The organism is Klebsiella sp. CN_Kp100, assembly GCF_040065315.1.
Lineage (GTDB): Bacteria > Pseudomonadota > Gammaproteobacteria > Enterobacterales > Enterobacteriaceae > Klebsiella > Klebsiella oxytoca.
Genome location: NZ_JBEAIJ010000042.1, coordinates 39944 through 64724 on the forward strand (window position 1 = coordinate 39944; position 24781 = coordinate 64724).

Genomic DNA, 24781 nt, shown 5'->3' on the forward strand with positions numbered 1-24781 from the left:
TTTAGTAGGTTAACCCAGCGAAGGGGAACCTTGAAGCGTAAAACAGGTTAGATATGTTTATACAAATGCCTAGCCTGCTATGTAAAGAAAGAATTAGCTTGTTCTAAAAGTAATAGCCACCACTATTGGGGATACAGCAGTGGATTCAATTGAAACGAAATTATTTGGAAGAATCAAAACGCCCAGGAATTTAGGGCAACTAATTGAAATAACAGAAGAACATGCAGCTAACCGAATGAATGTTTATATGTGGAGAGGGCAGGGAAACGTTGATTGGGCGATTCACAGTGCTGCTTATAGACGGTTGAAGTTTACTCACCGTAATGTCTCTGAGCGAAGAATGAGAAACTACGAGGTTGAGTTGTTAAGAAAAGCTCGCCACAAGGGTTATGGGTATGAAGAGGGAAGACGTCTAGCTGATTTCGAAGTACTTGCTAAGCTTCAACACCATGGTGCAGCTACTCGTTTAATAGATTTTTCAAGGAATATGCTGGTTGCATTGTGGTTCGCTTGCCAATCAGAAAGAGGAAAGCCAGGGTTGCTGTTTGGGATTCATTCAGATTCTATATATGGGCAGGAAGGAGAAACAGAGGAGCGCAACTATGATCAGATATTTGAGAAAGGGATAAGCAATGGTGGTGCTACAACATGGGAGCCTCCAGCGGTAACTAAAAGAATTGCAGCTCAAAGTGCGCAATTTATGTATAGTATCGTAAGTGATGACCCAATGGGAAGTCTCGATTTTGATCACTCAGAAGAGGCCTATCTTCCAATTGCTATCACGGCAAGTATGAAAGAAGAGTTTTTAAGGCTTCTAGAAGGTACTTTTGATGTTCGTCAGCTTACTCTCTTCCCTGATCTTGATGGATTCTGCCATGCCAATACAGAAAAGAATGGGCGCTGGGACAACGAACGATGGTAATGAGAAATACTCTGCCGCCATTTTGTCGCCACTTATAGTTAAGCTCGTATCTAAGTGTTTGACTTATAATGAATTGAATTCCATGCAACAAAAAACCCATCAACCTTGAACCTAAGTGGCGGGGTTGATGGGCTCCACAAAATGGGGACATCAAAGAAAAGCAGTGGCACTACTTATGACTGATGCCAGCAAAAAAAGTTCTGCGTATGCGCGTTTTTTTTCTTAAAAAATTCACTGTAGTCCCGGCCAGATGATGACAATCAGCGTACCTGCCAGGGTTAACAATACGTTAGCGATGGCGTAGGTCCCCGCGTATCCCAGCGCCGGGATATTGCTGCGGGCAGTATCGCTGATAATTTCCATCGCCGGCGCGCAGGTACGGGCGCCCATCATGGCGCCGAAGAGCATCGCGCGGTTCATGCGCAGGATGTACGCGCCGAACAGGAAGCAGATAACCACCGGTACCAGGCTGACGATCAGGCCCGCCGCCAGCATCTGACCGCCGACGGCGCCGAGGCCGTTGTTAATCCCGGCGCCCGCGCTGAGCCCCACGCCGGCCATAAATACCATCAGGCCGAACTCTTTCACCATATTCAGCGCGCCCTGCGGGATGTAGCCGAACGTCGGATGGTTGGCGCGCAGGAAGCCGAGCATAATGCCGGCAAACAGCAGACCGGCGGCGTTACCGATGCCGAAGCTGAACGAACTGAACTGGAAGGTGATCATGCCGATCATCAGGCCAACGATAAAGAAGGCGCAGAAGGCGAGCAGGTCGGTCACCTGGCTGTGAATGGAGATGAAGCCGATACGATCGGCGACGGTTTTAACGCGACGCGCGTCGCCGCTGACCTGCAGCACATCGCCCTTGTTGAGCACCACGTTATCGTCGATAGGCATTTCGATCTGGCTGCGAATGACGCGGTTTAAGAAGCAGCCGTGGTCGGTCAGCTTCAGCTGCGCCAGGCGACGGCCGACGGCATTGTGGTTTTTGACCACGATCTCTTCGGTGACGATGCGCATATCGAGCAGATCGCGGTCGAAGACCTCTTTGCCGTTACGGAAGCTTGGGTCGAGGCGGGCATGGGCATCCGGGTAACCCACCAGGGCGATATCATCACCCATCTGCAGCACCGCATCGCCGTCCGGGTTCGCGAGAATGCCGTTGCGGCGGATGCGCTCAATGTAGCAGCCGGTCTGGCGGTAAATACCCAGCTCGCGCAGATTTTTACCATCAGCCCACGCCACCAGCTCCGGACCGACGCGGTAGGCGCGGATCACCGGCAAATAGACCTTACGCCGGGAGTCGGTATCGAGACCGCGCTCGCGGGCGATTTGCTGGGCGCTGGTCTGCAAATCCTGATGCTGCAGCTTCGGCATATAGCGGGCGCCGACGATCAGGCTGACCAGGCCAATCAGATAGGTCAGCGCATAGCCGAGGCTCAGATGATCGAGCGAAAGGGCGAGCTGATCGCTGGGCATGCCGAAGTGGCGAAGCGTATCCCCGGCGCCGACCAGCACGGGAGTGGACGTCATCGCGCCGGCGAGCATCCCGGCCGTCAGGCCGATATCCCAGCCGAAGAGCTTACCCAGCCCCATGGCGATCAGCATTGCGCTGCCGACCATCACCAGCGCGAGCATCAGGTAATTTTTCCCATCGCGAAAAAAAATAGAAAAAAAGTTGGGGCCCGCTTCTACGCCGACGCAAAAAATAAACAGCATAAAGCCGAGATTGAGGGCGTCAGTGTTAATACTGAAATGCTGCTGCCCTAATAATAGGGAAACCACTAAAACGCCAATGGAATTACCAAGTTGTACCGACCCGAGACGCAGTTTCCCGAGGCAGAGTCCCAGTGCAAGTACAACGAACAATAACAGGATGTAATTCCCGTTTAACAAATCTGCGACGTTTATATTCACGAAAGCCAACTTCTCATTTACTAGTAAGTTGTTGAAGGAAATGGTTATTTGGTCTAAGGTTGGTCCAGTGTTCGCGTTGTCCCGAACGCTATTCTGGCATCCCGTTATAACCAGCAAAATATAGTCGATAGTTTAATCTTTCCTGGGGGCTGCGGCTAGCAACAATCGTTATTACCTTGACGGGATCTTTTATTGGCATGGATTGCCAGAATCTTTATCTGACTGGGCGAAGTGGAAGTTGGTTAGAGGCAAAATCAGGAGGATGTCGTGAAATCTGAGCGTGCTTGGGCCGGTATTATCTGTGGGTTCTTTCTATTTATCGTGGTTTGCTTATCGCTGCTGTTACATATGAAAGGCGCCTTTCGGGCTACCGGTAACCCTGAGCTCGGGCTGCTGTTCTTTTTGCTACCCGGTGCGGCGGCAAGCTGCCTCTCCCCGGGTCAGCGGGTGCTGCGTCCGCTTATCGGCGCTATGCTGGCTGCGCCTATTTGTCTGGTCGTCATGCGGTTGTTCTTCGTCACTCAACGATCTTTCTGGCAGGAACTGGCGTGGCTATTTAGCGCGGTGTTCTGGTGCGCGCTGGGCGCGCTGTGCTTTTTATTTATTTGCGCCTGGCTTGATACCAGACGCAAGCCCTCGTCAGAGGAGTGAGTCGTCTCAGGCAAACAGACCGAGATTCTCTTTCGCCCAGGCTTCAAAGTCGGTGCAGCCGCCAATGTGCTTCTGATCGACAAAAATCTGCGGTACGGTTTCAACCGGTTTACCCACGGTTTTCTCCAGATCGGCTTTGCTGATGCCTTCAGCGTGGATATCAATGTAGCGATAGTTAAAATCATCGCGCTCGTTGCTCAGTTTTTCCGCCAGTTCTTTGGCGCGAACGCAATATGGGCAACCTGGACGACCAAAAATTACCGTAAACATACTCTCTCTCCTTAAACCTCAGCCGGATGGCGAATGGGGCGTATCATGCCGCGTTATGGCAACGAGGAAAAGAAGGTTCTGCCTTTTGCTTTGATGGCTTAAGGCTATGTTTGTTAAATATTCTGCTGATGAAACCGCTATACTCCCTCTGATACGCGACTTTTTTACCCGGTTGCGTGATTGCTTTGGACCGGAGGAGCGTTATGCGATCGCCCGCAGCATTACCCAAAAGCGTTCTGGTAGTTGAGTTTATCGGCATGGTGCTGTTGACCCTGGCCTGGCTCTCGCTTAATCAGTACGTCAGCCTGCCTGCGCCGTTCTCCAGCCCGACAGCGGCGCTGCTGATGATCTTCGCGGGGATCCTGCTGATGCTTCCGGCCGCCGTGGCGTTAATCTGGCGTGTGGCGAAAGTTGTTGCCCCGCAGTTGACGCAAACGAAAAATTCCCCTTCATCATTGCCTGACAGAGAAAAACGAGATGACGCCGACCATTGAGCTGCTGCGTAGCCACCGTTCTATTCGCCATTTTACCGACGCGCCGATCAGCGAAGAACAGCGCGCCGCAATTATCGCCAGCGCGCAGGGAGCCTCCAGCTCCAGTTTTTTACAATGTACCTCAATTATTCGCGTTACCGACCCGGAAATACGTCAACAGCTGGTGCCGCTGAGCGGCGGACAGCAGCACGTGGCGCAGGCTGCGGAATTCTGGGTATTCTGCCCTGATTTTAACCGCAATCTGCAAATCTGCCCGGACGCTCAGCTGGGGCTCGCCGAACAGCTCCTGCTGGGCTGCGTCGACACCGCGATTATGGCGCAGAATGCGCTGGTGGCGGCGGAATCTCTTGGCCTGGGCGGCGTCTATATCGGCGGGCTGCGTAACAATATTGATGCGGTGACCCAGCTGCTGAAGCTCCCACAGCACGTAATGCCGCTGTTTGGCCTGTGCCTTGGCTGGCCTGACGATAATCCGGAAGTGAAACCGCGCATGCCGTCGGCGATGCTGGTTCATGAAAATTACTATCAGCCGCTGGATGAGACGGTCCTTGCTGAATATGACGAGCAGTTGGCGCACTATTATCTCTCTCGCGGCAGCAACACGCGTCGCGATACCTGGAGCGACCATATCCGCCGGACTATCGTCAAAGAAAGCCGGCCATTTATTCTGGAATATCTGCATAAGCAGGGATGGGCTACGCGCTGATTGCGTGTAAACTGCACCCGGTCTGACGCAAGGAAATTCCGCAGGTCAGCGCTAATTTAAAACGTTGTTTGCTACTCAGAGGCCCGCCAGAGCGGGTCTTTTCGCAGAGGTGCAGGGTGAAAATTGCCATATTATCCCGGGATGGAACGCTTTATTCATGTCGACGCCTGCGCGAAGCCGCGCAAAAACGCGGTCATCAGGTGGAAATCCTCGATCCGCTTTCCTGCTATATGAACGTCAGCCCGGTGGCCTCGTCAATTCACTATAAAGGCCGCCAGCTCCCGCATTTTGACGCCGTGATCCCGCGTATCGGCACGGCGATCACCTACTACGGCACCGCGGCGCTGCGTCAGTTTGAGCTGCTCGGCAGCTACCCGCTGAATGAATCGGTAGCCATCACGCGCGCCCGCGACAAGCTGCGCTCGCTCCAGCTGCTGGCGCGCCAGGGCATCGACCTGCCGCTCACCGGTATTGCCCACTCGCCGGACGACACCAGCGATCTGATCGCCATGGTTGGCGGCGCGCCGCTGGTGGTCAAGCTGGTGGAGGGGACGCAGGGGATCGGCGTTGTGCTGGCCGAAACGCGCCAGGCGGCAGAGAGCGTTATTGACGCTTTTCGCGGCCTGAATGCGCATATTCTGGTTCAGGAGTATATCGCCGAGGCGAAAGGCCGGGACGTGCGCTGCCTCGTGGTGGGTAATGAAGTGGTCGCGGCGATTGAGCGGCGGGCGAAGGAGGGCGATTTTCGCTCCAACCTGCATCGCGGCGGCGTAGCCTCGGTGGCGCTTATCAGCGAGCAGGAGCGTGAAATGGCCATTAAGGCGGCGCAAACGCTCGGGCTGGACGTGGCGGGCGTGGATATACTGCGCGCCACGCGCGGACCGCTGGTGATGGAAGTGAACGCTTCTCCGGGGCTGGAGGGGGTTGAAACCACCACCGGCGTCGATATTGCCGGCAAGATGATCGCCTGGATTGAACGACAAGCGACGCCCGGATTTTGTCTGAAAATGGGGGGATAGCTGCCTTTCGCGACACCGTCATGGAATACGGCGCTTTTTTTGCGTAAGCTATGGCGTCGCATTTTTCACAGTAAGAGGTCACAGGTCATATGGATTCACTGGTCGTTCCGGGTCTTGATACGTTACGTCAATGGCTCGACGAATTGGGCATCAGCTTTTTTGAGTGTGATTCCTGCCAGGCACTGCACCTGCCGCATATGCAAAATTTCGAAGGCATTTTTGATGCCAAACTTGACCTGGTTGATAACGTGGTGCTTTTCTCCGCGCTGGCTGAGGTGAAACCCTCCGCGCTCCTGCCGCTTTCCGCCGATCTTTCTGCGATTAACGCCAGCTCGTTGACGGTGAAAGCTTTCCTCGATATTCAGGATGATAATCTGCCGAAACTGGTGGTTTGCCAGGCGTTGACCGTCGGCGTCGGCGTGACGATCGATCAGTTTGCATGGTTTTTCCGTCAGAGCGAAGAACAGATATCGATGGTCATCCTTGAAGCCAGTGCTAACCAGGTGCTGTATAAGTCTGAGGAAGAAGAGCCGATAGCTGAGAATATTCAGTACCATTTTCTTCACTGAGGCTGGCGAAAAATAGCGCAGTCACTGCCATGGTGGCTGCGTATTACCCGCGATTATTCTGTTGTTAACCTTCCTGTAAAGAATTTTTCACCGCCATTCCGCCGTTTTCGGCTTATCACATAGACCCTTATTGCATAAAAAATTGATAAAAGCCGTTTTTTCTCCTGGGCTATAGCCTCTTATTCTGGCTACAGTTATTCTGACGCTGCTTCCAGTTGCGGGCAACCATTCCGGGAGAGGTCCTCTCTCCTTTTCTTAGGCATTGAAAAAAAATGCATGATTATTGCATGCGAACAAGTGCGTATATTCAGCCCGCTTGTTAACGGGCATTGAGAAGGAATAAGAGATATGACCGCCTTTGGTAAAAAATGGTTAACAGGTCTGGTTACGGGTGCGCTGATGGCCGTCTCTGCCGGTTCGCTCGCAGCCGAACAAAAAACCCTGCATGTATATAACTGGTCTGATTATATTGCCCCGGATACGGTGGCGAATTTTGAAAAAGAGACCGGTATTAAAGTGGTGTATGACGTTTTTGACTCCAATGAAGTGCTGGAGGGTAAGCTTATGGCGGGCAGCACCGGATTTGACCTGGTGGTGCCGTCGGCCAGCTTCCTCGAGCGCCAGCTGGCGGCAGGGGTGTTCCAGCCGCTGGATAAGAGCAAGCTCCCCAACTGGAAAAATCTCGATCCGGAAGTGCTGAAGCTGGTCGCGAAGCACGACCCGGACAATAAATACGCGATTCCCTACCTGTGGGCGACAACCGGCATAGGCTATAACATCGATAAAGTGAAAGCCGTGCTGGGCAAAGATGCGCCGCTGGACAGCTGGGATCTGGTAATGAAGCCGGAAAATCTGGAGAAACTGAAAAGCTGCGGCGTCTCCTTCCTTGATGCCCCGGAAGAGATTTTCGCCACCGTGCTGAACTACCTCGGTAAAGATCCTAATAGCGCCAAAGCCGATGACTACACTGGCCCGGCAACCGACCTGCTGCTGAAGCTGCGTCCGAATATTCGCTACTTCCACTCTTCGCAGTACATCAACGACCTGGCGAACGGCGATATCTGCGTCGCGATCGGCTGGGCGGGCGACGTATGGCAGGCGGCTAACCGGGCGAAAGAAGCGAAGAACGGGGTCAACGTTTCCTACTTTATCCCGAAAGAGGGCGCGCTGGCGTTCTTTGACGTCTTCGCTATGCCGGCAGATGCGAAAAACAAAGAAGAGGCTTATCAATTCCTGAACTATCTGATGCGTCCGGACGTTATCGCGCATATTAGCGATCATGTCTATTACGCTAACGGCAACAAAGCATCTACGCCGCTGGTCAGCGAAGCGATCCGCAGCAATCCGGCCATCTACCCGCCGGCTGACGTCTTCGCCAAGCTGTTCACCCTGAAAGTCCAGGATCCGAAAATCGATCGCGTGCGTACTCGCGCATGGACGAAGGTGAAAAGCGGTAAGTAATTCTCCGTGAGTTGTAGGCCGGATAAGCGTCGCGCTGCCGGCAACAGGCGCACCGTTATGGTGCGCCTGCACCATGATTTGATTTCTGCCGGAGAACACCCCGTGAATGATGTAATTCCTCGCCCGCAGGCGAAAACCCCCAAAGCGCTGACCCCGCTGCTCGAAATCCGTAATTTAACGAAGTCCTTCGATGGCCAGCACGCCGTCGATGATGTCAATCTCACCATTTATAAAGGCGAAATTTTTGCCCTGCTGGGCGCATCCGGCTGCGGCAAGTCAACCCTGCTGCGCATGCTGGCGGGATTCGAACAGCCTACCGCCGGGCAGATTGTCCTGGATGGCGTCGATCTGGCGCGGGTGCCGCCGTATCAGCGGCCGATTAACATGATGTTTCAGTCCTATGCGCTCTTTCCCCATATGACGGTGGAGCAGAACATCGCCTTTGGCCTCAAGCAGGACAAATTGCCTAAGGCTGAAATCACCAGTCGGGTGCAGGAGATGCTGGCGCTGGTGCATATGCAGGAGTTCGCAAAGCGTAAACCGCATCAGCTCTCCGGCGGTCAGCGTCAACGCGTGGCGCTGGCCCGCAGCCTGGCGAAAAGACCGAAACTGCTGCTGCTTGACGAGCCGATGGGCGCGCTGGATAAGAAGCTGCGCGACAGGATGCAGCTGGAAGTGGTCGATATTCTTGAGCGCGTCGGCGTCACCTGCGTGATGGTAACCCACGATCAGGAAGAGGCGATGACCATGGCGGGGCGTATCGCCATTATGAACCGCGGCAAGTTCGTACAGATCGGCGAGCCGGAGGAAATTTACGAGCACCCAACTACCCGCTACAGCGCGGAGTTTATCGGCTCGGTTAACGTCTTTGAAGGGCTGGTGAAAGAGCGCCAGGAAGATGGCCTGGTGCTGGATTCCCCGGGCCTGACGCATCCGCTGAAGGTCGATCCCGATGCCTCCGTCGTCGATAACGTCCCGGTGTGGGTGGCTCTGCGCCCGGAAAAAATTATGCTCTGCGAGGACCCACCGGCGGACGGCTATAACTTCGCGGTAGGTGAGGTTATCTATATTGCCTATCTCGGTGACCTGTCTATCTACCATGTGCGCCTGAAAAGCGGGCAGATGCTCAGCGCTCAGCTGCAGAACGAGCACCGTTACCGCAAAGGGGCGCCAACCTGGGGCGATGAAGTCCGTTTATGCTGGGACGCCGATAGCTGCGTCGTGCTGACGGTGTGAGGAGAGGGCAATGCGTACATTAGAACCCCCGTCAGGCGTAAACAAACCGGGCGGTTTCGCGCTGTGGCTGGCGCGGCTGCAGATGGCCCACGGGCGCAAGCTGGTGATTGCGCTGCCTTACATATGGCTGATCCTGCTGTTCCTGCTGCCATTTCTGATCGTCTTTAAAATCAGCCTGGCGGAGATGGCGCGGGCGATCCCGCCCTACACCGATCTGCTGGAGTGGGCCGACGGCCAGCTAACGTTAACGCTGAATCTCGGTAATTTCCTGCAGCTTACCGACGATCCTCTCTATTTTGAGGCGTATCTGCAGTCGCTCCAGGTGGCAGGGATCTCGACGTTCTGCTGTCTGCTGCTGGGTTATCCGCTGGCGTGGGCGGTGGCGCACAGTAAGCCATCGACCCGGAATATCCTGCTACTGCTGGTCATTCTGCCGTCATGGACGTCGTTCCTGATCCGCGTCTATGCCTGGATGGGGCTGCTGAAAAGCAACGGCGTGCTGAACAACTTCCTGCTGTGGCTGGGGGTTATCGACCAGCCTCTGGAGATCCTGCACACCAACCTGGCGGTCTATATCGGTATTGTTTACGCCTATCTGCCGTTTATGGTGCTACCGATTTATACCGCCCTCACGCGCATCGATTACTCGCTGGTTGAGGCGTCGCTGGATCTGGGTGCCCGGCCGCTGAAGACCTTCTTCCAGGTGATCGTCCCGCTCACCAAAGGCGGGATTATTGCCGGGTCGATGCTGGTATTTATTCCGGCGGTAGGGGAGTTCGTTATCCCGGAACTGCTGGGCGGCCCGGACAGTATTATGATTGGCCGCGTGCTGTGGCAGGAGTTCTTTAACAACCGCGACTGGCCGGTGGCCTCGGCGGTAGCGATAGTGATGCTGCTGTTGCTGATCGTACCGATCATGTGGTTCCACAAGCATCAGCAAAAACAGGTGGGGGAACACGGATGAATAATTTACCGGTAGTCCGTTCGCCGTGGCGAATCATCATTTTGCTGCTTGGCTTTACCTTTCTGTATGCGCCGATGCTGATGCTGGTAATTTACTCGTTCAACAGCTCAAAGCTGGTGACGGTATGGGCCGGGTGGTCGACGCGCTGGTATCGCGAGCTGTTTCATGACGATGCGATGATGAGCGCGGTAGGCTTAAGCCTGACCATTGCCGCCTGCGCCGCGACGGCGGCGGCGATCCTCGGTACCATTGCCGCAGTGGTGATGGTGCGTTTTGGCCGCTTCCGCGGTTCAAACGGCTTTGCTTTTATGATCACCGCGCCGCTGGTGATGCCCGATGTGATTACCGGCCTGTCGCTGCTGCTGCTGTTTGTCGCGCTGGGGCATTCAATTGGCTGGCCGTCGGATCGCGGCATGCTGACCATCTGGCTGGCGCACGTGACCTTCTGTACCGCGTACGTGGCGGTGGTCATTTCATCGCGCCTGCGTGAGCTGGACCACTCAATTGAGGAGGCGGCGATGGATCTGGGCGCCGCGCCGCTGAAGGTCTTTTTCGTCATTACGCTGCCGATGATTATGCCGGCGGTGGTCTCCGGCTGGCTGCTGGCCTTTACGTTGTCGCTCGACGACCTGGTTATTGCCAGCTTTGTTTCCGGGCCGGGGGCGACGACGCTGCCGATGCTGGTCTTCTCCAGCGTGCGCATGGGGGTTAACCCGGAGATTAATGCCCTGGCAACGTTAATCCTCGGCGTGGTCGGCATTGTTGGTTTTATCGCCTGGTATTTGATGGCCCGCGCGGAAAAGCAGCGGGTGCGCGATATCCAGCGTGCAAGAAGCGGCTGAACCACCTAAAATCTGCAATAGAGTTAACATCGGCGCCGCATTTGTGGCGCCGTTTTCATGGAAGACTTTACGTTGGGATTGTTTACTAAAACGCGTTCGTCTCATGCTCGTCTTAACGTTCCTGCGCTGGTGCAGGTGGCGGCCTTCGCCATTATTTTAATCCGCGGCCTGGATTTGCTGATGATCCTCAACCAGCTTGGCGTTCAGGGAATCGCGGATTTTGTCCATCGCAGCGTGCAGACGTGGGCGCTCACCCTGGTGTTTCTCTCAAGTCTGGTGCTGGTATTTATTGAAATCTGGTGCGCGTTTTCGCTGGTAAAAGGGCGCAACTGGGCGCGTTGGCTGTTCCTGTTGACGCAGATTATTGTGATTGGCTACCTGTGGGCCGCTTCATTGGGCTACGGTTATCCTGAGCTGTTTAGCATTGCCGGTGAATCGAAGCGCGAAATATTTCGTTCTCTGGTGCTGCAAAAGCTGCCGGATCTACTGGTGCTGGCCATGCTGTTTGTTCCGGCCCCGTGCCGACGCTTTTTCCGTTTACAGTAACGGTGATACAATCCCCGCCCCTGTTTTTTTGAAGGTCTTGTTATGCACTGCGCACTCTATGACGCGGGCCGCTGTCGCTCCTGCCAGTGGCTGGAACTGCCGGTATCGCAACAGCTCGCCGATAAAATGGCCGATTTGCGCACGCTTCTCGCCGATGCCCCCGTCGCTGACTGGTGCGCGCCGGTTTGCGGCCCGGAAAGCGGGTTTCGCAACAAAGCGAAAATGGTGGTCAGCGGTAGCGTAGAGCGCCCGCTGCTCGGAATGCTGCACCGTGATGGCGCCCCGGAAGACCTCACCGATTGCCCGCTCTATCCGCCAGGCTTCGCCCCCGTCTTCGCTGCGCTCAAGCCGTTTATCGCCCGCGCCGGACTCACGCCCTATAACGTTGCCCGCAGGCGCGGAGAGCTGAAGTACATTCTGCTGACCGAAAGCCGGCTCGACGGCGGGATGATGCTGCGCTTTGTTCTGCGTTCGGAGACCAAGCTGGCCCAGCTGCGCGCCGCGCTGCCGGCGCTCCAGGCGCAGCTGCCGCAGCTGAAAGTGATTACCGCCAATATTCAGCCGGTGCATATGGCCATCATGGAAGGAGAGCGGGAAATTTTCCTCACCGACCAGCAGGCGCTGGCGGAAAACTTTAACGGCGTGCCGCTATGGATCCGCCCGCAAAGCTTCTTTCAGACCAACCCGGCGGTGGCCAGCCGGCTGTATGCCACCGCTCGCGACTGGGTGCGCCAGCTACCGGTTAATCATATGTGGGATCTCTTTTGCGGCGTTGGCGGCTTTGGTCTGCACTGCGCCACGCCGGAGATGCGCCTGACCGGGATTGAGATCGCCGCTGAGGCCATCGCCTGCGCCAGACAATCGGCGGCGCAGCTCGGCCTGCAGAATCTGCATTTCCAGGCGCTCGATTCTACGCAGTTTGCTACCGGCGAAGGCGAAATTCCCGATCTGGTACTGGTGAACCCGCCGCGTCGGGGTATCGGCGACGGCCTGTGCGCCTATTTAAGCCGTATGGAGCCGGAGTTTATTATCTACTCCAGCTGCAACGCCCGAACGATGGCGAAAGATATCGCTCGCCTGGCCGGTTATCGTATTGAGCGCGTCCAGCTGTTCGATATGTTCCCCCATACCGCCCATTATGAGGTGCTGACCCTGCTGGTTCGCGAAGTATAAACAAAATGTGAACTCTTCAGGCGGCGAAGATCGGGTAAGCTTGGCTTATCAGAACGTAAGAATAGCGGAGTGCTGCCGGTGGCAAAAAAAATTCTGTTGGTTGAAGATGATGAAGATATCGCCGCGCTGCTGCGCCTGAATCTGCTGGATGAGGGCTATCAGATTGTCCACGTGGCGGACGGAGCCCAGGCCCTGCGCCTGCTGGAAAAAGAGCTTTGGGATGCGGTGATCCTCGACCTGATGCTGCCGGGCGTAGACGGTCTGGAAATTTGTCGGCACATTCGTCAGCAAACCCGCTATCTGCCGGTTATCATTATCAGCGCTCGCGCCAGCGAAACCCAGCGGGTACAGGGGCTGGAGATGGGAGCGGATGATTATCTGGCCAAACCCTTTTCGATTCTCGAACTGACCGCCCGGGTCAAAGCGGTGTTCCGTCGCCAGGAGGCGATGGGGCAAAATTTGTTAATGGATGCCGGGCGTATCAATAGCCACGGCTTGAGCATCGATCCTCTATCCCGCGACGTTAAGCTGCGCGGCGAGATGGTGGATCTCACCCCGCGCGAGTTCGATCTTTTATACTATTTTGCTCGTCACCCCGGGGAGGTCTTTTCCCGTCTTGAGCTGCTCGATCGGGTGTGGGGCTATCAGCACGACGGCTATGAGCATACGGTCAATACCCATATCAACCGTCTGCGCACCAAAATTGAGCGTGACCCGGCGGAGCCGGACATCATTTTGACCGTCTGGGGTAAAGGCTATAAATTTGCCGTGGAGCGCAAAGAGGCGCAGCCATGATCCGCCGTCTCAGCCTCAGCCAGCGCCTGGCGCTGGTGTTTACCTCGTTACTGCTGCTTTGTGCGTTAGCCGTTTGCCTGATCCAGCTCTACAGCAGCGCGCAGTACGGCAACGTGATGGTCCAGCGTCTTTCCGCCGGGCTGGCGCAGCAAATCGCCGCTCGCGAGCCGCTGCTGGACGCTCAGGGGCAGGTTGACCGCCGGATGCTGAAACCGCTTTTCGACCGGCTAATGACCTTCAACCCCAGCGTGGAACTGTATCTGCTTTCGCCCGACGGCGAGCTGCTGGCCGACGCCGCGCCGCCCGGTCATATCAAACGTCAGCGCATCGATCTGGCGCCGGTGCAAACGTTCCTTTCCGGCGGCGCGTGGCCGGTATACGGCGATGATCCGCGCAGCCTTGATAAACAAAAAGTATTTAGCGTGGCGCCGCTGCGCCAGGACGGTCAGCTGCGCGGCTATCTCTATATCATTCTGCAGGGCGAAACCTTTAATGAACTGGCGGCAAGCGCCTGGCTGAAAACACTGTCCAGCCTGCTGCTGTGGACTCTGCTGCTGGTGGCCGCTCTCGGCCTGCTGGCGGGACTGCTCGCCTGGCGGTGGGTCACGCGCCCGGTGCGTCAGCTCACCGCGCTGGTGGCTACGAATGAGCAGGACAGCATCCATGCGATTAAGGCGCTGGCGGCGCAAACCCCGGAGGCGAATCCGGGAAACGAAGTCGCCGTACTGCATAACCGCTTTATTGAACTGGCCCGCCAGATTGCCGGGCAGTGGGATCGTCTGGCCGATAGCGACCGTCAGCGGCGAGAGTTCGTTGCCAATATCTCCCATGATTTACGCACGCCGCTCACCTCCTTGCTGGGATATCTGGAAACGTTAAGCCTGAAGGCCGATCGCCTGACGATGGAAGAGAACAAGCAGTATTTGAATATCGCGCTGCGCCAGGGCAATAAAGTGCGCCATCTTTCTCAGCAGCTGTTTGAGCTGGCCCGCCTGGAGCACGGTGGGATTAAGCCGCAGCCGGAAACGTTCGTGCTGGCCGAGCTGGTGCAGGATGTGGCGCAAAAATTCGATCTGCCCGTCGCGACGCGCAATATCGGTTTGCAGCTGGAGCTGGCTGCCGGATTACCGCCGGTCACCGCCGATCTCTCAATGATTGAACGGGTGTTGACCAATTTGCTCGATAACGCCATTCGTCATACGCCGGAGGGCGGGGTTATTCGCCTGGCGGCTCGGCGGTCAGGGTCAGAGATTATCGTCGAGGTGGCCGATAGCGGGCCGGGCATCGCCGGCGAGCTGCGGGCAACCTTGTTTGAACGACCTTCGGTGCTGGAACCTGGCGCGCAAAGCGCATCGAGAGGAGGGTTGGGATTAATGATTGTCCGGCGGATGCTGCAGCTGCACGGCGGCGATATTCGCCTGCTTGAAGCGCCGGCAGGAGCCTGTTTCCAGTTTACCCTGCCGGTTTAAGGTGGCGGATTGGTTGCTCGGGATATAGGTTTAGCGCTGTCTGCTCAACGGTAGCCCGGAGAAGGCGTTTACGCCGCAACCCGGGGAATGCGCCGGGATGGAGACTTTGGCGCGGCTTCTTCCCGGGCTGCGCTGTGCTAGCCCGGGCTACGGGGCCACGGCTGTCTGCGGGCCGGTAGCCCGGACAGGCGCGTCAAGCGCCGCCTCCGGGAGGGTTTACTCCGGGAACCACTGCTTGCTGATTTTATCGTAGGTACCGTCAGCTTTAATCGCCTTCAGCGCGGCGTTCAGTTTTTCCAGCAGCGCTTTGTTATCCGGGCGTACCGCAATGCCGAGGCCGGTACCGAAGTACTGCGCGTCGGTGACCTTCGGCGTTGCCGCGCCCAGCTGCGGGTTGGTTTTCAGCCACTCGTTGACCACGGCGGTATCGCCAAACACCCCATCAATACGGCCATTTTTCAGGTCGATGAACGCATTCTGGTAGCTATCGTAAGCCACGGTTTTCACTTCCGGATGTTTATCCTGGAGGTATTTCTGGTGCGTGGTGCCGTTTTCCATCCCGATGCGCTTGCCTTTCAGATCGGCGAAAGAGTGGAAAGCATCTTTCTTCGAGATTACCAGCGCGGAGTTAGCGTAGTACGGGTCGGTAAACGCCACCTGCTTGCTGCGTTCCGGGGTAATGTCCATGCCGGAGATGACCGCATCATATTTCTTGAATTTGAGCGCCGGGATCAGGCTGTCGAAGGCATGGTTGGTAAAAGTACACTCGGCCTGCATCTGTTTGCACAGCGCGTTGGCCAGGTCGATGTCGAAACCGGCGATTTGGTTATTGGCGTCCATCGATTCAAACGGTGGGTAAGTTGCAGAAACGCCAAAGCTGATTTTTTCTGCGGCAGCGGCGCCAAAGGCGAAAGAACTAAGCAGTGCGGCCAGAACTAACTTTTTCATCGTGGAACTCCCGTCGGTCAATCTTATGTTGTTGTGCCGTGTCTGCGGCTGGCAGTAACAATGCCACTAAATGAATTTATATTCAATAAATATGGATATTTATTTGGCTTGAATAAAAAAAGACGGGTAATTCAGTGAACTACCCGTCTTGATTTGGCTGGATATGCGTTTTTAATTGCGTCGCTCAAAGGCCAGCGCTTTATGTTCCACCAGACGCATCAGTAGCGTCAGCAGGCCATTGACCACCAGATAAACGATGCCGGCGGCGCCGAACACCATTACATCATAGGTGCGTCCATAGAGCAGCTGGCTGTGGCCCATCACTTCCATCAGGGTAATGGTGTAGGCCAGGGACGTGCTCTTGAACACCAGCACCACTTCATTGGAGTAGGAGGAGAGGGCGCGTTTAAAAGCGTACGGCAGCAGGATCGCCAGCGTATCCTTCTTACTCATCCCCAGCGCGCCGCAGGATTGCCACTGGCCGTCCGGAATGGCGCGGATTGCGCCATAGAACAGCTGGGTGGTATAAGCGGCGCTGTTAAGAGAAAGGGCAATCAGCGCGCAGAGCCAGGGCTCGGAAATCAGATGCCAGAGCAGCGGATACTCCTGCAGCGACGGAAACTGGCCCGGGCCGTAGTAAATCAGGAAGATCTGCACCAGCAGCGGCGTGCCGGTAAACAGCGTGATATAGCCGCGCACGACCCACACCAGCCCCGGGGTTTTTAACGTCAGGATGATGGTGAAGATTAGCGACAAAATCAGCGCCACGACGATCGAGGCCGCGGTCAGCGTCAGGCTGGTATGCAGCCCTTTTAGCAGTTCGGGTAAGTAATCAAGCATCAGCCTGGTCTCCGTTCGAAGCGCGTCGCTCGCTGATCAATACGTTTCAGAATGTACTGACTCAACAGGGTGATGACCAGATAGATTGCTGCCGCGATGATATACCAGTTAAACGGCTCCTGGGTTCGGGTAGCGATACTTTTGGTTTGCAGCATCAGATCGTTGACGCTAATGAGGCTCACCAGTGCGGTATCCTTCAGCAGCACCAGCCACTGGTTGCCGAGGCCCGGCAGCGCGTGGCGCCACATCTGCGGCATCACCAGGCGGAAGAAAATAGCGGCTTTTGATAATCCCAGCGCCTGACCGGATTCCCATTGCCCCTGCGGAACGGCTTTAAGCGCCCCGCGCAGCGTTTGCGATGCGTAAGCGGCATACAGCAGAGAAAGCGCGATAGCCCCACACAGGAATGGGCTGACGTCAAAATTTTCAATCTGCATCTGTACCGGGATCTGCACAATGCCGAGATTAATAGTAAAGCCGTCAGAAAGGGTCAGCAGCAGCTGAGAGGAACCAAAATAGATAAACAGAACTACCAGGATTTCCGGTAGTCCGCGCAAAAGGGTGACAATGCCGGTTGCGAGCCAGGCGACCGGGCGCAGCTTCACCGACTCGAGGACGGCAAACAGCATGGCCAGCACCAGACCGATGATCAGGGCGCAAACGGCAAGGCCGACGGTCATCCCGGCGGCGCTTGCTAATGGAAAAATTTCGTTCATTCAGCGTTACTTCTGGAACCATTTGTTATAGATAGACTGGTAAGTCCCATCGCTCTTCACTTTTTCCAGCGCAGCGTTAAATTTCTGCTGCAACTCGGTATTGCCCTGGCGCAGCGCAATGCCGAGACCGGTGCCGAAGTAGTCTTTATCGGTGACTTTGTCGCCGACTGCTCCCAGCTTCGGATTGCTCTTCAGCCATTCTGTCACCACTGCGGTATCGCCAAACACGGCGTCAATACGGCCGTTCTGCAGGTCCAGCTTCGCATTCTGGTAGCTGTCGTAAGGAACGGTAGTGATTTCCGGATGTTTGTCGGTGATGAATTTCTGGTGAGTGGTGCCGTTCTGCACGCCGACTTTTTTGCCTTTCAGCTGATCGATGCTGGTGAATTTACCCTGCTGGCCGACAAACAGCGCAGAGTTTTCATAGTACGGGGTCGTGAACAGCACCTGCTTTTCACGCTCAGGGGTGATATCCATCCCGGCCATTACCGCGTCGAAACGGCGGAACTTCAGGCTGGGAATCAGGCTGTCGAAAGCCTGATTGGTAAAGGTGCAGTTCGCATCAATCTCTTTACACAGCGCGTTCGCCAGATCGACGTCAAAGCCGACAATTTTGTTATTAGCGTCGATCGATTCAAACGGAGGGTAAGAGGCCTCGGTGGCGAAACGAATGGTCTGGGCAGCGGTAGCGGAGAGGCTCATGCCCGCAAGAAGAGCGGCAATCAGTACTTTTTTCATCGTCATTTCCCCGAAAACATCAATGTGAAAGATAGTTTTTAAACGCGTCGGTCTGCGGATGCGCGAAGCAGCCGGCATCACCTTGTTCAACGATATGGCCGTTTTCCATATACACCACGCGGCTTGCCGTTTTACGCGCCACTTCCACTTCGTGGGTGACGATGACCTGCGTAATGCCGGTTTCAGCCAGTTCGCGGATAATACTGACGATCTGGGCGGTGATTTCTGGATCGAGCGCCGCCGTAGGTTCATCAAACAGCAGAACCTGCGGTTCCATCATCAGGGCGCGGGCAATGGCGACACGCTGCTGCTGGCCGCCGGAAAGATGTAGCGGGTAGCGATCGCTATAGGGTTTCAGGCGCAGACGTTCGAGCAGCTTTTCTGCGCGCGCTAAAGCCTGATCTTTGCTTAAGCCGAGCACGCGGCAAGGCGCTTCAATCAGGTTTTGCTGCACGGTCAGATGCGGCCACAGGTTGTACTGTTGGAACACCATACCGACGTTCTGGCGCAGCTCGCGGATGGCTTTGTCAGAAGGCGCTTTGGTAAAGTCGAAATGGTTCCCGGCGATGTGCAGCGTGCCGGAACGCGGCATCTCCAGCAGGTTAAGAACGCGCAGCAGCGAGCTTTTTCCGGCACCGCTTGGGCCGAGCAGCACCAGCGTTTCCCCCTGCGGGCAATCCAGCGTGATGTCGAACAGCGCCTGGTGCGCGCCGTAGAAGCAATTAATGCCGTTTAATTTAATGCTCATCTGGGCAGTCTGATACAAATAGCAATTGAGGCCGCAAATAGTACCTTTGGCAGAATAGTTATGCAATATTTATGCGTTAAAAGTTAAATGTAAACCACGTTTACATTTAAAGTTAGCACAAAATATGGCTTCGTGGAGGCGGGGGGAGTAAATGTCGGCAATACCAGAGTAATTACCGACATTTTACCGGGTTATACCCGTCATACATCAGGCCGCAGAAGCGTTGGCTTTGTTACCCGGCTCAGCCATGAGCCTCGCCTCTACCGGCCCCCGGTCTGCGCCTTGAAGGAGACCGGGGATTCTTTGCCAGGTGCCAGCGGCCGGTTAGCGTTTTTCCAGACTTTGACGCAGGGTGCCTGCCGGCGCATGGCCGTTATTGCCGAGGTAGCGGACGTCATCTACCGCCCAGCACTGGCCTTCCTGAATCATCAGCACTTCATCCTTCCAGCTTTGGGTGCCCTGTTTTAGCTCCACGCGCAGCGGAATGTTGCGCGCATCGCGGTTGGGGATCGTGGAGGCGCTGGCGACCTCGGCGCTGTCGGCCGGGGTACTGCTGCTGGAGAACAGATTAGACTGCAGCAGGGCGTTGTTCGATGGATCCTGACGCGCGTCGTTCAGCAGTTTTGCCAGACCGTCGCTCAGGTACGGACGCAGCGCGGTTAAATCGCTATTGCGATTCTGCAGCTGGTAGTCATAAAACTTCTGCGCCACGTCATCCGGGCCGCCTTCGATGCAGGGGCCGCTACGGGTGCCGTTATCTTTGTAGGCAGGCGTGACGGTAGTACAGGCGCTGAGCGCCAGCGCGCAGGGGAGGACGAGTGCAAGAACTTTGTAGCGCATGATGATTTCCTTATGAGCTCACTACGTTAGAATATCTTTTCAAGCATAGTGTATCAGATAGGGATTGTGCTTGACCCTTAGAGCTAACGCATTGAACGCTAAAGAAGGAGTTTCATCATGCAATTTTCCACTACTCCGACCCTTGAAGGTCAGCCCATCATTGAATACTGCGGCGTCGTCACCGGGGAAGCGATTCTCGGCGCCAACGTATTCCGCGATTTTTTCGCCAGCATTCGCGATATCGTCGGCGGTCGTTCCGGCGCCTATGAAAAAGAGCTGCGCAAGGCCCGCGAAATTGCGTTTGAAGAGCTGAGCGAGCAGGCGAAGGCGCTGGGCGCCAATGCGGTGGTCGGGATTGATATTGACTACGAAACCGTGGGAAAAGACAGCAGTATGCTGATGGTCAGCGTCAGCGGCACCGCGGTGAAGACCCGCCGATGAAACGATGCCGGGCAGCCGTACTGCTGGCGCTGCTGCTGGCGGGCTGCGCCAGCGAAAAAGGTATTATCGATCGCGATGGCTATCAGCTGGATACGCGCCATCCGGCGCAGGCCGCTTATCCGCGCATCAAAGTGCTGGTGATCCACTATACCGCCGATGATTTCGACGTTTCCTTAGCGACGCTGACGGATAATCAGGTGAGCTCTCACTATCTGATCCCGGAGAAACCGCCGCTGCACGGAGGCAAACCGCGGATCTGGCAGCTGGTGCCGGAAGAGGATCTGGCCTGGCATGCGGGGGTCAGCTTCTGGCGCGGCAGCACGCGCATTAACGATACCTCGATTGGCATTGAGCTGGAGAATCGCGGCTGGCAAAAAACGGCGGGGGTGAAAAGCTTTACGCCGTTTAATCCGGCGCAGATTGACGCCCTGATCCCGTTGGCGAAGGACATCATCGCTCGCTATCAGATCCTGCCGCAGAACGTAGTCGCGCATGCCGACATTGCCCCGCAGCGCAAAGACGATCCGGGGCCGCTGTTCCCGTGGCGCAGGCTGGCGGAGCAGGGGATTGGCGCATGGCCGGATGCCCGGCGCGTGGCGTTTTATCTGCAGGGGCGTCCGTCATACGAGCCGGTAGACACTGCCGAGCTGCTGGACGTCCTGGCGCGCTACGGCTATCAGGTGACGCCGGAAATGACCCCAGCGCAGCAAAAGCGGGTGATTATGGCTTTCCAGATGCACTTCCGCCCCGCGCGCTGGGACGGCGTTGCCGATGCGCAAACGCTGGCGATTGCTGAAGCGCTGCTGGAAAAGTACGGGCGCGGTTAATAGTGCAGCTTGCCGTGGTCCTTCAACCACGCGGCGGTGCGGATAATCCCTTCATCCATGTTCACCACCGGCTGATAGCCCAGCTCCTGCTGAGCGCGAGAGATATCAAGGGTAAAATCGAAGTTCAGCTTGGAGACACCGTAGTGGGTAAAGGCGGGCTCTTTAGCTGACTTATTGCCAAAGCGCTCCATGCTGCGGGCGATAATATCCAGCATAGGATAGGGAACCGATCGGATGCGGCACTTAATCCCCAGCTCATCGATGAGTTTCAACACGATGCTGTGCAAGGTTTGCGGTTCGCCGTTAGTGATGTTGTACGCCCGGGCCGAGGGCAGAAGGTCGCACTGTGGCTGGCTGGCGAGCCACATCGCGTGCACCGCGTTTTCATAATAGGTCATGTCCACCAGCGCGCTGCCGCCGCGCGGTAACAGAACGCTGCCATAGTGCTGCATCATCTGCGCCAGACGCGGAATAAACACTTTATCATGCGGGCCAAACAGGCTTTGCGGACGCAGGATCGTGAAGCGGGTATTCGGGTTGGCTTGCGCCAGAAGATGGATCACGTCTTCGCTTGCCGCCTTGCTGCGGGCGAATTCGTTGGCGAAACGCTGCGGACGAAAATCTTCCTGAACATCGCGATGATGGTGGTAATCAAAATAGAGCGACGGCGAGGAGATATGTACAAAGTTGCGTACGCCCCAGGCAACCGCCCATTCGCCGAGGCGACGGGTTGCGCGGACGTTGGCTAAATCGAAAGCCTGCTGAGTGCCCCAGGGTGAAGTAAAGCTGGAACAGTGCCACAGGGTATCGATACCGGCGAGCATCACTTTGGCCTGCGAAGAGACCAGCTCGGTTAAGTCCGCAGGGACGAACTCTGCGCCCATTTTGCTCAGAAGCTTGCCCATCGCTTCGTTGCGCCCGGTCGCTCTGACGCTAATGCCCCTGTTACGCAGATATTCCACCGCGTTGCGGCCTAATCCGCTGGTCGCACCGGTAACCAGTACCTTCATATCGATCCACTGTTTAACAAAAGAATTTCGTGCGCATTTTTCCGTGATTCTGACTACGATGCAATGAGAATCATGAAAGAATTCTGTACCTATACTCTATTTGATGGTGATTTGCTCCGCCAGGTGCGCGATGCGTCGGGCCATACCGCGAAAAATAAACAGATGCGCCGGGATCATCAGCAACCAGTAGCAGAGCCCCGGCATACCGTGCGGGTGCCACCAGGCGCGGACGTCCAGTTCGCGATGGTCGCCTTTATCGCACAGGGTAAAGCTCAGGCGGCCAAGGCCGGGCGCTTTCATGCCGAATAACAGCGTCAACTGCTTTTCCGGCTCGACGATAATCACCTTCCAGCTGTCCACCGCATCGCCGGTCTGCAGATATTCATTTTCCGGGCGTCCTTTTGCCAGCCGGTGACCGACCAGCAGATCCATCGCGCCGCGAGTTTTCCACAGAGCGTTGCCGAAGAAATAGCCCTCTTTGCCGCCAATTTGGTTGACCACCTTCCACAGCGCAGCAAGGCTGGCGGAAGTGTTAACGGTGCAGCCCGCCTGTTTCGGGTAGTAACCGTACTCTGGGCGCCAGCGGGCAAAGGCCTGCGCATCGTAGCCCCAGTCGCTGGAGTTCACCAACTGCTCCTCTTCCTTTAGCGTGCGGCGCACCGCTTCATCAAAAGCGATGAGAGGTTGCGGGATGAGCGCCCGCAGGGCGCGGTCGTCGGCGATCAGATCGTGCTTTAGCCCCTGAATTAGCGCCCTGGCCGTGGTTGACGGCACTGAAGTAATGATGTTGAGAAACCACACCGAAATCCAACGGGTCGGAAAAGGAATGGGGATCAACGGCCGACGTTTGCCGCTGACCGCCATAAAGCGGATAAACTGCTGCTGATAGCTCAAAATTTCCGGCCCGGCGGCTTCAAAAATGCGATGCTCTGCCGCAGGATGGCTCAGCAGCTGCAGCAGATAATAGAGTAAGTTATCCAGCGCAATCGGCGTGGTGCGCGAGCGTACCCAGCGCGGCGGCGTCAGTACCGGCAGGTTGTAAACCATATCGCGCATCACTTCGAACGCGGCGGAACCGGCGCCGACGATAATGCCGGCGCGAACTTCCGCTACCGGTACGCCCGATTCGCGCAGCAGATCGCCGGTGATCTGGCGGGCGCGCAGATGATCGGATTGCTCCTCTTCTGCAACCTGTAACGAACTGAGAAAAATGACTTCGTTCACCGGCGTCTTGCGCAGCGCGTCGCGGACGTTAAGGGCGACCTGCCGCTCGTGGCGGATAAAGTCGCCGCCTTCGCCCATCCCGTGTACCAGATAATAAACGGTGTCAACCTGCGCCAGCAGGGCGGGTAGCGCGTCAGGCTGGTTTAAATCGAGCGAATAGCACTCGACGCCGGGGAGATGCTGCTTCTTGAGTCTGTCGATCTGGCGCGCCGCCGCCAGCACGGTGAAGCCCTGCTCGCTGAGCCTTGTCACCAGATGCTGGCCGATATAACCGCTGGCGCCAAGCACCAGAATTCGCTGCGACACGCCGGTCTCCTTAACGATTTAAAAATGTCTGCCAGTGGCTAACCACCTCGGCAAGCTGCTGACGGTTCACGTCAATATGCGTCACCAGGCGCACGATGGGCGAGGCGTTGATCAGCACTCCGCGTTCGCGCAGATACTCGCCCAGGGCGGCGGCGCGCGCTTCACCGACGCGAACAAACAGCATATTGGTGTCATGACGCATCACTTCCGCGCCGGCGGCGCGCAGCTGTTCTGCCATCCATGCGGCGTTATCATGATCCTCTTTTAAACGCTCGACGTTGTTCTGCAAAGCATACAGGCCCGCAGCCGCCAGAATCCCGGCCTGACGCATCCCGCCGCCGACCATTTTCCGCCAGCGGATGGCGCGGCGAATATACGCTTCGCTCCCCACCAGCAGCGAGCCTACCGGCGCGCCGAGACCTTTAGACAGACAGATGGTGAAAGAGTCGCAGTAGCGGGTGATCTCACGCAGCGCGCAGCCGTATTCCACGACGGCGTTAAAGATACGCGCCCCGTCGACGTGCAGCCCCAGGCCGCGCTGACGCGTAAACTCCCAGGCATCTTTAAGATATTCACGCGGCAGCACTTTGCCGTTGTGGGTGTTTTCCAGCGACAGTAGCCGGGTAGGGGCGAAATGGATATCGTCCGGTTTGATTTTGGCTGCGACTTTATCGAGCGGCAGGGAGCCGTCAGCTGCGGTGTCGATAGGCTGCGGCTGGATACTGCCGAGCACCGCCGCGCCGCCGGCTTCGTAGAGATAATTATGCGCGCCCTGGCCGACAATATACTCTTCGCCGCGCTGGCAGTGGCTGAGCAGCGCGACCAGGTTGGCCTGAGTGCCGGTCGGCAAGAAGATAGCGGCCTCTTTGCCCGCCAGGTCGGCGGCAAAGCGCTGGAGTTCGTTAACGGTCGGGTCATCGCCATACACGTCATCCCCGACCGGGGCGGCCATCATCGCTTCCCGCATGGCGCGGCCCGGGCGGGTGACGGTATCACTGCGTAAATCTATCATGACATATCCTTATACACTTCATCCTTCGCGCTGCCTCTGCGTTGGCTGCACCCTCAAACCCCGGTCACATCGTTATTTCTGCTTCCGGGGATTTTCG

Annotated in this window: 27 protein-coding genes; 16 read left to right on the top strand and 11 right to left on the bottom strand. The window is 56.4% G+C overall.

Annotated features, from left to right (window positions below; all coding sequences use genetic code 11):
• Positions 1-139 precede the first annotated feature (139 nt).
• Positions 140-922 (top strand): FRG domain-containing protein, encoded by a 783-nt coding sequence (locus tag ABLV12_RS18165; protein ID WP_348867210.1) that lies wholly within the window; start codon positions 140-142, stop codon positions 920-922.
• A gap of 231 nt (positions 923-1153) precedes the next feature.
• Here the strand turns inward: ABLV12_RS18165 and ABLV12_RS18170 are convergent, their stop codons facing one another.
• Positions 1154-2839: an aspartate:alanine antiporter gene (locus ABLV12_RS18170; RefSeq protein WP_004100564.1), complete on the bottom strand. Its 1686-nt coding sequence runs from the start codon at positions 2837-2839 to the stop codon at positions 1154-1156.
• A 267-nt stretch (positions 2840-3106) separates the two neighbouring features.
• Here ABLV12_RS18170 and ybjM point away from each other — a divergent pair, with 267 nt between their 5' ends.
• Positions 3107-3490: an inner membrane protein YbjM gene (gene ybjM, locus ABLV12_RS18175; RefSeq protein ID WP_004100565.1), complete on the top strand. Its 384-nt coding sequence runs from the start codon at positions 3107-3109 to the stop codon at positions 3488-3490.
• A 6-nt stretch (positions 3491-3496) separates the two neighbouring features.
• Here the strand turns inward: ybjM and ABLV12_RS18180 are convergent, their stop codons facing one another.
• The gene (locus ABLV12_RS18180; protein ID WP_004100567.1) at positions 3497-3760 is read right to left on the bottom strand and encodes a GrxA family glutaredoxin; all 264 of its coding nucleotides are present in this window, start codon (positions 3758-3760) and stop codon (positions 3497-3499) included.
• Positions 3761-3963: 203 nt separating this feature from the next.
• Between ABLV12_RS18180 and ABLV12_RS18185 the strand changes: the two genes are divergently transcribed.
• From ABLV12_RS18185 to ABLV12_RS18240, 12 genes are all read left to right on the top strand, one after another.
• Positions 3964-4254, top strand: a complete 291-nt coding sequence (locus ABLV12_RS18185; protein ID WP_004100569.1) for a YbjC family protein — start codon at positions 3964-3966, stop codon at positions 4252-4254.
• A complete protein-coding gene (nfsA, locus tag ABLV12_RS18190; protein ID WP_049127549.1) occupies positions 4238-4960 on the top strand; it encodes a nitroreductase NfsA in 723 nt (240 codons plus the stop codon). The genes ABLV12_RS18185 and nfsA overlap by 17 nt, the downstream gene beginning before the upstream one ends.
• A 116-nt stretch (positions 4961-5076) precedes the next feature.
• Entirely contained in the window at positions 5077-5979 is a 903-nt protein-coding gene (rimK, locus tag ABLV12_RS18195; RefSeq protein ID WP_004100575.1) for a 30S ribosomal protein S6--L-glutamate ligase, read from the top strand.
• An 89-nt stretch (positions 5980-6068) separates the two neighbouring features.
• Positions 6069-6548 (top strand): YbjN domain-containing protein, encoded by a 480-nt coding sequence (locus tag ABLV12_RS18200; protein WP_004100577.1) that lies wholly within the window; start codon positions 6069-6071, stop codon positions 6546-6548.
• Positions 6549-6896: 348 nt separating this feature from the next.
• Positions 6897-8009, top strand: coding sequence for a spermidine/putrescine ABC transporter substrate-binding protein PotF (gene potF, locus ABLV12_RS18205; protein ID WP_004111825.1), 1113 nt, complete (start codon positions 6897-6899; stop codon positions 8007-8009).
• 102 nt (positions 8010-8111) lie between these two features.
• Complete coding sequence (gene potG / locus ABLV12_RS18210) at positions 8112-9245, top strand: putrescine ABC transporter ATP-binding subunit PotG (protein ID WP_004134592.1); 1134 nt, start codon at positions 8112-8114, stop codon at positions 9243-9245.
• Between the two features lie 10 nt (positions 9246-9255).
• Positions 9256-10209, top strand: a complete 954-nt coding sequence (gene potH, locus ABLV12_RS18215) for a putrescine ABC transporter permease PotH (protein WP_016808082.1) — start codon at positions 9256-9258, stop codon at positions 10207-10209.
• The gene (gene potI, locus ABLV12_RS18220) at positions 10206-11051 is read left to right on the top strand and encodes a putrescine ABC transporter permease PotI (RefSeq protein ID WP_064396665.1); all 846 of its coding nucleotides are present in this window, start codon (positions 10206-10208) and stop codon (positions 11049-11051) included. Before potH ends, potI begins: the two co-directional genes overlap by 4 nt.
• Before the next feature lie 57 nt (positions 11052-11108).
• Positions 11109-11597, top strand: coding sequence for a YbjO family protein (locus ABLV12_RS18225; protein ID WP_004100588.1), 489 nt, complete (start codon positions 11109-11111; stop codon positions 11595-11597).
• A gap of 42 nt (positions 11598-11639) precedes the next feature.
• Positions 11640-12770: a 23S rRNA (uracil(747)-C(5))-methyltransferase RlmC gene (gene rlmC / locus ABLV12_RS18230; RefSeq protein WP_064396668.1), complete on the top strand. Its 1131-nt coding sequence runs from the start codon at positions 11640-11642 to the stop codon at positions 12768-12770.
• Positions 12771-12848: 78 nt separating this feature from the next.
• A complete protein-coding gene (locus ABLV12_RS18235) occupies positions 12849-13565 on the top strand; it encodes a response regulator transcription factor (protein ID WP_142478275.1) in 717 nt (238 codons plus the stop codon).
• A complete protein-coding gene (locus ABLV12_RS18240; protein ID WP_064396671.1) occupies positions 13562-15034 on the top strand; it encodes an ATP-binding protein in 1473 nt (490 codons plus the stop codon). Before ABLV12_RS18235 ends, ABLV12_RS18240 begins: the two co-directional genes overlap by 4 nt.
• A 216-nt stretch (positions 15035-15250) precedes the next feature.
• Here the strand turns inward: ABLV12_RS18240 and artJ are convergent, their stop codons facing one another.
• From artJ to ABLV12_RS18270, 6 genes are all read right to left on the bottom strand, one after another.
• Positions 15251-15982 (bottom strand): arginine ABC transporter substrate-binding protein ArtJ, encoded by a 732-nt coding sequence (gene artJ, locus ABLV12_RS18245; protein ID WP_017146217.1) that lies wholly within the window; start codon positions 15980-15982, stop codon positions 15251-15253.
• 171 nt (positions 15983-16153) lie between these two features.
• Entirely contained in the window at positions 16154-16822 is a 669-nt protein-coding gene (gene artM, locus ABLV12_RS18250) for an arginine ABC transporter permease ArtM (protein ID WP_004100597.1), read from the bottom strand.
• Entirely contained in the window at positions 16822-17538 is a 717-nt protein-coding gene (gene artQ, locus ABLV12_RS18255; protein WP_004111832.1) for an arginine ABC transporter permease ArtQ, read from the bottom strand. Before artQ ends, artM begins: the two co-directional genes overlap by 1 nt.
• A gap of 6 nt (positions 17539-17544) precedes the next feature.
• Positions 17545-18276, bottom strand: a complete 732-nt coding sequence (gene artI, locus ABLV12_RS18260) for an arginine ABC transporter substrate-binding protein ArtI (RefSeq protein ID WP_064396675.1) — start codon at positions 18274-18276, stop codon at positions 17545-17547.
• Positions 18277-18295: 19 nt separating this feature from the next.
• Positions 18296-19024: an arginine ABC transporter ATP-binding protein ArtP gene (gene artP, locus ABLV12_RS18265; protein ID WP_004111834.1), complete on the bottom strand. Its 729-nt coding sequence runs from the start codon at positions 19022-19024 to the stop codon at positions 18296-18298.
• Positions 19025-19348: 324 nt separating this feature from the next.
• Positions 19349-19864 (bottom strand): lipoprotein, encoded by a 516-nt coding sequence (locus ABLV12_RS18270; protein ID WP_004100604.1) that lies wholly within the window; start codon positions 19862-19864, stop codon positions 19349-19351.
• 117 nt (positions 19865-19981) lie between these two features.
• Between ABLV12_RS18270 and ABLV12_RS18275 the strand changes: the two genes are divergently transcribed.
• Together ABLV12_RS18275 and ABLV12_RS18280 are read left to right on the top strand one after the other, a co-directional pair.
• On the top strand, positions 19982-20305 hold the full coding sequence (locus tag ABLV12_RS18275) for a heavy metal-binding domain-containing protein (RefSeq protein ID WP_004100606.1): 324 nt from the start codon (positions 19982-19984) through the stop codon (positions 20303-20305).
• Positions 20302-21132 (top strand): N-acetylmuramoyl-L-alanine amidase, encoded by an 831-nt coding sequence (locus ABLV12_RS18280; RefSeq protein ID WP_064396676.1) that lies wholly within the window; start codon positions 20302-20304, stop codon positions 21130-21132. Before ABLV12_RS18275 ends, ABLV12_RS18280 begins: the two co-directional genes overlap by 4 nt.
• On the opposite strand, the gene ABLV12_RS18285 is transcribed toward ABLV12_RS18280, so the two are convergent.
• The 3 genes from ABLV12_RS18285 to ltaE form a co-directional block, all read right to left on the bottom strand.
• Entirely contained in the window at positions 21129-22142 is a 1014-nt protein-coding gene (locus ABLV12_RS18285) for an NAD(P)-dependent oxidoreductase (RefSeq protein WP_004100611.1), read from the bottom strand. The genes ABLV12_RS18280 and ABLV12_RS18285 overlap by 4 nt on opposite strands.
• A 96-nt stretch (positions 22143-22238) precedes the next feature.
• The gene (locus tag ABLV12_RS18290) at positions 22239-23672 is read right to left on the bottom strand and encodes a DUF2867 domain-containing protein (RefSeq protein WP_348867211.1); all 1434 of its coding nucleotides are present in this window, start codon (positions 23670-23672) and stop codon (positions 22239-22241) included.
• 10 nt (positions 23673-23682) lie between these two features.
• A complete protein-coding gene (ltaE, locus tag ABLV12_RS18295) occupies positions 23683-24684 on the bottom strand; it encodes a low-specificity L-threonine aldolase (RefSeq protein WP_348867212.1) in 1002 nt (333 codons plus the stop codon).
• Positions 24685-24781 lie beyond the last annotated feature (97 nt).